Annotated in this window: 8 protein-coding genes; all 8 read right to left on the reverse strand. The window is 69.1% G+C overall.

Translation table 11 applies throughout. The annotated features are described in order from the left end of the window. On the reverse strand, nucleotides 1–651 hold a 651-nt coding region (gene ftsA, locus GF405_08690; GenBank protein ID MBD3368230.1), incomplete at its 3' end, for a cell division protein FtsA. A gap of 16 nt (nucleotides 652–667) precedes the next feature. Further along, nucleotides 668–1,738: an FtsQ-type POTRA domain-containing protein gene (locus GF405_08695; protein ID MBD3368231.1), complete on the reverse strand. Its 1,071-nt coding sequence runs from the start codon at nucleotides 1,736–1,738 to the stop codon at nucleotides 668–670. Next, on the reverse strand, nucleotides 1,441–2,373 hold the full coding sequence (gene murB, locus GF405_08700) for a UDP-N-acetylmuramate dehydrogenase (GenBank protein MBD3368232.1): 933 nt from the start codon (nucleotides 2,371–2,373) through the stop codon (nucleotides 1,441–1,443). Before murB ends, GF405_08695 begins: the two co-directional genes overlap by 298 nt. An 88-nt stretch (nucleotides 2,374–2,461) precedes the next feature. Continuing rightward, nucleotides 2,462–3,847: a UDP-N-acetylmuramate--L-alanine ligase gene (locus GF405_08705; GenBank protein MBD3368233.1), complete on the reverse strand. Its 1,386-nt coding sequence runs from the start codon at nucleotides 3,845–3,847 to the stop codon at nucleotides 2,462–2,464. Between the two features lie 2 nt (nucleotides 3,848–3,849). Further along, entirely contained in the window at nucleotides 3,850–4,962 is a 1,113-nt protein-coding gene (gene murG / locus GF405_08710; GenBank protein ID MBD3368234.1) for an undecaprenyldiphospho-muramoylpentapeptide beta-N-acetylglucosaminyltransferase, read from the reverse strand. Continuing rightward, nucleotides 4,959–6,134 (reverse strand): stage V sporulation protein E, encoded by a 1,176-nt coding sequence (locus tag GF405_08715; protein ID MBD3368235.1) that lies wholly within the window; start codon nucleotides 6,132–6,134, stop codon nucleotides 4,959–4,961. Before GF405_08715 ends, murG begins: the two co-directional genes overlap by 4 nt. Continuing rightward, entirely contained in the window at nucleotides 6,131–7,663 is a 1,533-nt protein-coding gene (gene murD / locus GF405_08720; GenBank protein ID MBD3368236.1) for a UDP-N-acetylmuramoyl-L-alanine--D-glutamate ligase, read from the reverse strand. The genes GF405_08715 and murD overlap by 4 nt, the downstream gene beginning before the upstream one ends. Continuing rightward, on the reverse strand, nucleotides 7,576–8,658 hold the full coding sequence (locus tag GF405_08725; GenBank protein ID MBD3368237.1) for a phospho-N-acetylmuramoyl-pentapeptide-transferase: 1,083 nt from the start codon (nucleotides 8,656–8,658) through the stop codon (nucleotides 7,576–7,578). The genes murD and GF405_08725 overlap by 88 nt, the downstream gene beginning before the upstream one ends. Between the last annotated feature and the right edge of the window lie 67 nt (nucleotides 8,659–8,725).

Genomic DNA, 8,725 nt, shown 5'->3' on the forward strand with positions numbered 1-8,725 from the left:
CAGGCCGGTCGTGTCGCTTCCGAGGTTGACGAGCAGCACCCCCAGCTCCCGCTCGTCCTCGGAGAGACACGCGGACGCGGCCGCCACGGCCCGGAGCGACACGGCGCTCGCCTTGACGCCGATCTTCCTGACGGCCCTGCGGACCGTCTCGACCGCCTGCTCCGACGCCGTCACGATGTGTACCTTCGAGCCGAGACGGACGCCCGACATGCCGATGGGGTCGCGGATGCCGCGCTGGCCGTCCACGAAGAACTCCTGCGGCAGCACGTCGAGGATCGTCCGCCCAACGGGAAGCGCGAGCGTCCTGGCGGCATCGAGCACCGTGGCGACCTCGCTCTCGGTGATCTCTCCGCCCGACCGCGACACGGCGATCACGCCGCGGCTGTCGATCCCCTTGGAGTGCTCGCCGTCGATCGTCACGGCGACGCGGCCGATGTCGACCTCGGCGCTGTCCTCGGCCCGTTCGATCGCCGTCGAGACGGCCGCCGAGGCGCGCTCCATGTTGACGATGACACCGGCCTCGACTCCCGACGAATCGGCCGAACCGACGCCGAGGATCTCGGGAAGCTCGCGCTCCCGGACGTCGGCGACGACGACCTTGATGCGGGAGGAACCGATGTCGAGACCGACCATGATCTCGCTCTTCCTCAAGGGAGCCTCCTCCCTCCTAGACGCCGCGCTCGGGCTGACCGTCCGCGAAACGGACGATCACCTGGCGGTCGTACCTGAGGTCGACCTGCTCGACCCGGCGTCCTCTCGCTCCCGCGTCGGCGAGAACGAGCCAGAGACGCTTCAGGTCGCTGCGAGTTAATGCGCCGAGGCCAACCCTGACCTCTGCCCCGTCGGCTACCGTATAGATAGTCAAGCCCGACCCCGGCGCGATTCTGATTTCCGAAATGTCCATCCAGAGCTCCGGCGCGACCTCCCACGCCCTCTCGAGGACGCGGAGCGCTGCCGTGAGCTCCTCTCCCGCCGCTACGCCGACGGCGGGCGCCTTCACTCCCGTCACGACCGGCAGGTCCACGACGTCCGTTCGCTCGACCGTCGGGAGCACCGTTCCGTCCGACGTCACCTCCACCCATCCTCCGTGCCCGTCGGCGACGAGTGCCGCCGGACGCCTCTCCGTGAGGCAGATGGTCAGCCTGTCGGGAAGGCGGCGGCTCGCTCTCGCGCGCGTCACACGGGAGTGGGCCGCAACGGCTCGCTCGACCTCTCTGATGTCCACATCGAGCAGACTGGCGCCCCGCTGGACGCCGGCGAGGGTGATGACCTCGTCGCTCGTCAGAACGGTGTTGCCCTCGACCTCGATCCCCTCCAGCACGAACCGGCCGCTCTCCTCGCCCCACGACCGCGCCGCGTAGACCGCGTATCCTATTCCCGCCGCCAGAAGCCCCGCGGCGGCGAGGATGAGGATCCTTCCCAGTCTCGCGCGCGCCGCGCTCACAGCGACCTCCCGCCGGTCGGCAGCGGACGACCGATGACGCCGACCTCGAGTTCGAGCGATACACCGGCGCGCTCCCCGACCAGGCGCCGGACGGTCTCGATGAGCTCCTCGACGTCCGCGGCCGAGGCGCCGCGGTCGTTCACGATGTAGTTCGCATGGAGGTCGGACACGACGGCTCCGCCGACCCGAAGTCCCTTGAGCCCCGCCTCGTCGATGAGCCTCCCTGCCGCGTCGTCCGGCGGGTTCCGGAAGATGCAGCCGGCGCTCCGCATGCCCGACGGCTGCGTGCGCCACTTCCTCTCCATGAACTCCCTGCCCCGGGCCTCGATGTCGGACGGGTCACCGGAAGCCAGCCGGAGCCTGACCCGCTCGACGACGGCTCCCTCCGGAATGCCGGAGCCGCGGTACGAGAACCCGAGCGCGCCCGCTTCGAGAAGCGACGGCGTGCCCTCGGAGAAGAGCTCGACGCGCTCGACCCTGTCGCCTATGGCGAGCCCGAAGCTCCCGGCGTTCATCGCGATGGCACCTCCCGCGCTGCCCGGGATGCCCGAGAGCTCCTCGAGCCCCGCGAGCCCCTCCCGGGCGGCGTGTCTGAGTACCCTGGGCAGCGGGACACCCCCTCCGACGGTCAGGCCGTTGCCGCCGACATCGATGCTGTCGAGAGCGCTCGCCGTCCCGACGACGACGCCCTCGATGCCGCCGTCGCGGACCAGCAGGTTCGTGCCGCGGCCGAGGACCAGGGTGGGGACGCGCTCGGACCGGAGCAGGCACAGCGCGTCTCTCAGCGATTCGCGGTGCGGAGGCTCCACGTAGAGGTCGGCCGGGCCGCCGAGACCGAACGAGGTGTGCCGCGCCATCGGCTCGTCCGGGAGCACCGCCCCGGGCGCGATGCGCTCGAGCTCACGCCGTATGCGATCCGTGATACCCAATGCGTACTCTCCGCCGTGGTTCGGCCGCGGGGACGCTCCCCGGGCGCTCGGATCGGTCAACCTCGTCCCCCGTCCTCTCTCGGACCCCTCACTGTCGGCCGCCGTCCGTGCTGAGCCTCTCGAGGAGCTTCTCCCCGACCTGATAGATGTCGCCCGCGCCGAGCGTGATGACGACGTCGCCCGGTTTGATGATCTCGAGTGCGCGCTCCAGAAGCTCGTTCCCGTCCTCGACGTATTCGGCCGCGTGATGGCCGTAGCGGCGCGCCGCCTCGACCACGCCGGCGCCCGTCACGCCCTCGATCGGTTCCTCACTCGCGGCATAGATGCCTGTCACGAGGAGGACCGACGCGTCGTGGAAGCTTCTGCCGAACTCATCAGCCAGCTTGGCCGTTCGCGAGTAGCGATGCGGCTGGAAGAGGACGACGAGTCGCCGGTCCCATCGACGGGCCGCCGCTCTGAGCGTCGCCCTGATCTCCGCCGGATGATGTCCGTAGTCATCCAGAACAAGCACATGGTTCGCCTCCCCCTTGGTTTCGAAGCGTCTCGAGATGCCCTCGAAGCTCCCGAGCGCCTCCCTGATGTGTTCGAAGGGAACACCGAGCTCCAGCCCCACGGCGACCGCCGCCAGCGAGTTGTAGACGTTGTGGAGCCCCGGCATCGTCGTCTCGATCCGGCCCAGCGTCTCGCCGCCGGCGACGACGTCGAACGACGGCGACGCCAGCTCGAGGTTCAGGTCGGTGGCCTGTACGTCCGCCTGGGTCGCGAGGCCGTAGGTGATGACCCTCCGCTCGATGTCCCCGACGATCGACTGGATGTTGCGCTCGTCGATACAGAGAACCGAGCAGCCGTAGAACGGGACGGAGTTGCCGAACGTAACGAACGCTTCCTTGATCTCGTCGAGTCCCGAGTAGTGGTCCAGATGCTCCTCGTCGACCGTCGTGATGACCGCGACCGTCGGCGACAGCTTGAGGAACGACCCGTCGCTCTCGTCGGCCTCGGCGACCATGTACTCGCTCGCGCCGAGCCTCGCGCCGGTCTCGAGCGTCTTCAGCTTTCCGCCGACGACGACGGTCGGATCGAGCCCGCCGTTCGACAGCACCTCCGAGATCAGCGACGTCGTCGTCGTCTTGCCGTGCGAGCCGCCGACGGCGACCGAGTACTTCATCCGCATGAGCTCGGCGAGCATCTCTACGCGCGGGATCACGGGGATGTGCGCCTGGCGCGCCGCCCGAACCTCCACGTTGCTCGGCGGCACGGCCGTAGAGACGACCACGACATCGGCGCCCTCGATGTTGGCCGCGTCGTGGCCCTCCTTGATGCGCCCGCCCAGTCCGGCCAGTCGCTCGGTCGTCTGTGAAGACGTCAGGTCCGAGCCCGATACGATGTACCCGAGGTTCAGAAGCACCTCGGCGATCCCGCTCATGCCGGCGCCGCCGACGCCGACGAGGTGCACGTGCTTCACGCGTCCGAACATCGTCATGCCTGCCGCCCCTTCCCCGCACCTTCTCCGCCGGCGGCAGCCAGGACGGCTCGCGCGACCCTGTCAGCCGCGTCGGGCCGCGCGAGCGACCTGGCGTGCTCGGACATGCGCGTCAGCCGTGCCCGATCTCCCATGAGCTCTGTCGCGACCGCTGCGAGCCGCACACCCGTCATCTCGTCGTCCTGCACGAGCATCGAGGCTCCGGCCTCCTGCATGGCGATCGCGTTCTTCGTCTGGTGGTCCTCCGTCGCGTACGGATACGGGACGAGCACCGAGGGCCGCCCCACAGCCTGGATCTCGGCGATGGTCGTCGCCCCGGCCCGCGCGACGACGAGGTCGGCGGCCGCATAGCAGTCGGCCACGTCGTCGAAGAAGGCGCTGACGATCGAGCCGGTCCCTGAGAGCGCCTCCGCGACCGCGGCCTCCCCCTCCTCACCGGTCTGCGCCACGACGGTGACGCCCGAGCGCGTCAGCTCGTCGGCCGCGGCGGCGACAGCGCGGTTGAGCGTCCGCGCCCCGCCGCTACCGCCGACGACGAAGAGAACCTCCGCGTCGGGCGCGAGCCCGAGCCCCTCTCTCGCCGAGGCACGCTCTGCCTCCAGGAACTCCTGCCGGACCGGGTTGCCGGAGACGACGGTCCGCCGCGCCGCGGGCAGGTAGGAAGCTGTCACATCGAAGCTCGTGTGGACCTCGAGCGCGTGCCGCGAGAGGAGACGCGTCGCGAGTCCCGGGTACGAGTTCTGTTCCTGGAGAACCACCGGCGAGCCCAGCGACCACGCCGCGGCCACCGCCGGAAGCGAGACGAACCCGCCGGTTCCGACGGCGCAGTCGGGCCGCCGCCCCACCATCGAGAGAAGCGCCTTCGCGTAGCCCGCGCCGACCACGAACGGCACGAGCACGTTCCGCGGGTCCGCCGCCCGGCGGAGTCCCATCGAGGGAACCGCGAGGAACGGACGTCCCGTCGCGCCCATGGCGCGCTCCTCGAGCGAGCCGGCCCGGCCGGCGAAGAGCACCTCCGCCGCCGGGTCGATCCGCTCGACCGCGTCCGCGATCGCGATGGCCGGGAAGATGTGCCCTCCCGTTCCGCCTCCTGCGATCATGACCCTCACGTCCCCTTCCTCTTCGAACTGCGTACGCCGGTTCCCTCGTCCCTCCAGCGCCGCGCCATCGCCGACGGCGCCGACGCCCGCATGTCGCGCCGCTTCGTCATGTTGATCAGGATCCCGATGGCCGCCATGTTGACGACCAGCGACGAGCCGCCGTAGCTGACGAACGGCAGCGGCAGCCCCGTCGTCGGGATCAGGGCCGTCGCGACGCCGATGTTGATCGCCGCGTAGACCGTGACCATCGCAGTCAGCCCGGAGGCCAGCAGGCTCGAGTAGAGGTCCGGCGCCCGGCGCGCGATGCGGAGTCCCCGGAGCATCAGGAACACGAAGACGCCGACCAGCACCACCGCCCCGATGAACCCCAGCTCCTCCGCCCAGATGGAGAAGGCGAAGTCGGTGTACGAGTCCGGGATGAAAGCCCGCTGGAGGCTTCCCCCGATGCCTCGTCCCGTCAGGCCGCCCGAGCCGAGGGCGATGAGCGACTGGTGGATCTGATACGCGGCGCCTCTCGTGTCGACCCCTTCAAGCGAGAGGTCGCCGACCGATCGCCAGACGGCGACACGGTCGGCGATGTGGCCGACCTCTCGTACAGCGAGGGCCGCGACCCCGGCGGCCGCCGCTCCGAGGCCGGTCAGGTGCAGGAGTCTGGCGCCCGCGAGGAAGAGCATCACGAACGCGAGGATCACGATCGCCAGCGCGCTGCCGAAATCGGGCTGGAGCAGAACGAGACCGACCACGACGCCGACCAGGATCAGTCTCGGCAGAAGCCCGTACAGGAAGCTCCTGAGCTCCTCGCGCCGCCGCGACAGCACGTCCGCGAGATAGACCACGAGCGCGAGCTTGGCGATCTCGCCGGGCTGGATGCCCATGAGCGCGCCCCTCGTGCCGCGGTAGACCTGCCCGAACAGCAGGGTCGCAGCAAGGAGCCCGATGGCGAGCAGGATCGCCTTGCGGGCGTGCCGCTGGTAGACGCGGTAGTCGATCGCGTAGGCCGCGAAGAGCGCGACGAGCCCCAGCACGACGCGGAAGGCGTTCCGCTTCAGAAGCTCGTGGCTTCCGCCCAGGTTCGTCTGGGCGAACCACGCGCTCGCCGTGTAGACGGTCAGCATCCCGATGAGCACCAGGATGAGCGCCGTCCACATGAGCGCTCTGTCCGAACGGACCTGCTGTCTCACGCCGTCTCCCTCTCCGCACGGAGCGCGCGCACGGCGTCCTTGAACGCGCGTCCTCTGTGCTCGAAGTCGTCGAACATGTCGAAGCTCGCGCACGCGGGCGACAGCAGCACGACATCCCCGTCGTCGGCCGCGTCGGTCGCCCTCTCCACCGCGTCCTGCATGGTCGCGGCCCGGGAGAGCGGAGCCTCTCCCCCGAGCGCCTTCTCGATCGCGTCCGCCGCTTCGCCGATGAGAACAAGATGCTTCACGCGGTCCGCGACGAGGTCACGGATTCCCGTGAAGTCGGAGCCCTTGTCCCGCCCGCCGGCGATGAGAACGATCGGTCGATCGAAGCTCGCGAGCGCGCACCGCGCTGACTCGATGTTCGTGGCCTTGGAGTCATTGACAAAGAGCACGCCTCCCCGCTCGCCGACCGGCTCCATCCTGTGCTCGAGCGGACGGAAGCCCCTCAGAACCTGGGCCGCTGGCCCGGCCTCAACCCCGACCGCGGCAGCGGACATGAGCGCCGCGAGCGCGTTCGCGAGGTTGTGAGGACCCGTGATGCCCAGGTCGCCCGCCGCTGTGACTTCCGTCTCGCGTCCGTCCATCCGAAGAACAACCGTGCCGCTTCGCACGAAGGCGCCATGCTCCACCTCCCGCGCGCTGCTCACGTACAGCACCCTCGAGCGGATGCCGTCCGCGAGAGCCGCTGTTCTGGGATCGTCTGCGTTCAGGATCGCCACGTCGTCTTCTCTCTGGTTCATGAAGATCCGCGCCTTGGAGGCCGCGTAGTCGTCCATCGAGTCGTATCTGTCGAGATGGTCCGGCGTGATGTTGAGGCACGCCGCCACGACGGGTCGGAAGTCGCGGATCGTGTCGAGCTGGAAGCTCGAGACCTCGGCCACGACGAAACCTCCCCGGGGGACGTTCCGCACCTCGCCCGACACCGGGACGCCGATGTTGCCGGCCACGACCGTCGGCCGGCCGAGCGTCCCGACGAGTTCCCCGGTGAGCGCCGTCGTCGTCGTCTTGCCGTTCGTTCCCGTGATCGCGATCCAGCGTGCCTCGCTCATGCGCCATGCCAGCTCGAGTTCCCCGATGATCTCGACGCCGCGCTCCCGCGCAGCGACCGTCAGTGGGGTGTCCGAGGGGACGCCCGGGCTCGTCACGAGCAGGTCGGCGCCGTCGAGCAGCGTCTCGGGGTGCGAGCCCAGCACGAGCTCGATCCCGAGTCGGCTCCACTGGTCCTCGTCGATCCCGAGGGCGTCCGCGTCCCGGAGGTCGGTCGCGACGACCGAGGCGCCGGCGTCCGCCAGCAGGCGCGCCGCGGCCACGCCGCTTCTCGCGAGCCCCAGGACGACGATGCGCTTGCCCTTCGGATCGAACGACGACACGTTCCCTCTCCTCCGCTGCCCCGTTCCCGGGGCGGCGCGCTCCCCGCTCCCGCGGGGCCGGTTCAGCACTACTGCAGCTTCAGCGTCGAGAGCGCCAGCAGCGCGAAGAGCGCCCCGATGATCCAGAAGCGGGTGACGACCTGTGACTCGGCCCATCCGAGCTTCTGGAAATGGTGGTGAAGCGGAGCCATCAGAAAGACCCGCTTCCCCCTGAGCTTGAACGAGGCGACCTGGATGATGACCGAGGCCGCGATAACCACGAAGAGCCCGCCGACGATGACGAGCCAGATCTCCTTCTTGATGAGCACGGCGAGCGTGCCGAGCGCGCCGCCGACCGCCAGCGACCCCGTGTCGCCCATGAAGACCTGCGCGGGGTGACAGTTGAACCAGAGGAAGCCGAGCCCTGCGCCGACGAGTGCCGAGCAGTAGACCGCGAGCTCGCCGGTCCCGGCGATGTACGGTATGTCGAGGTAGTCGCTGAAGCGCACGTTCCCCGTCAGATAGCTCATCGCGCCGAACGCGACGGCACAGAGCACGATCAGACCGATCGCGAGGCCGTCGAGCCCGTCGGTCAGGTTGACCGCGTTCGAGCTGGCCGTGATCACCACCATCACGAAGACCACGTACGCCGGGCCCAGCGACAGCACGGCGTTCTTGAGGAACGGGACCTCCACGTCGGTCGGCTGCTGGATGAGCGACGTGTAATAGAGGTAGAGCCCTACCAGAAGCCCGAGACCGAGCTGCCCGACCAGCTTGTAGCGGGCGACCAGTCCCTTCCTCCGCTTCTTCACCACCTTGAGGAAGTCGTCGGTGAACCCGACCAGCCCGAGCCACACCGTCGCGATGACCATCAGCCAGATGAAGTCGTTGTCGAGCCGCGCCCACAGGAGCGTCGGCACGAGCGTCGCGACGAGGATCATGAGGCCGCCCATCGTGGGCGTGCCGGCCTTCGCCGCGTGAGAGTCCGGAACGTACTCGCGAACGCCTTCGAGGAGCTGGTTCCGTCTGAGCATCCTGAGAAAGAGGGGGCCGAGGAGGAAGCTTATGAGCAGAGCCGTCACCGCCGCGTACGCCGAACGGAAGGTGATATAGCGAAAGACATTGAGGACAGAGAGATACTCTCTGAGGGGATAGAGCAGGTGGTACAACATGACGGCCCTCGTGTCCCGGAAGGGTCAACGGCCGGTCCCTGAGGCAGGCGCCTCCCGGACCAGCGAC

It is taken from the genome of Candidatus Effluviviaceae Genus V sp., assembly GCA_014728125.1.
Taxonomy (GTDB): domain Bacteria; phylum Joyebacterota; class Joyebacteria; order Joyebacterales; family Joyebacteraceae; genus WJMD01.

Excerpts from the sequence above, each read along its gene's own strand:
- GF405_08705 (MBD3368233.1), bottom strand. The coding sequence starts at position 3,847 with ATGTTCGGACGCGTGAAGCACGTGCACCTCGTCGGCGTCGGCGGCGCC.
- murD (MBD3368236.1), bottom strand. The coding sequence starts at position 7,663 with ATGGGCCGAGTCACAGGTCGTCACCCGCTTCTGGATCATCGGGGCGCT.
- GF405_08725 (MBD3368237.1), bottom strand. The coding sequence starts at position 8,658 with ATGTTGTACCACCTGCTCTATCCCCTCAGAGAGTATCTCTCTGTCCTC.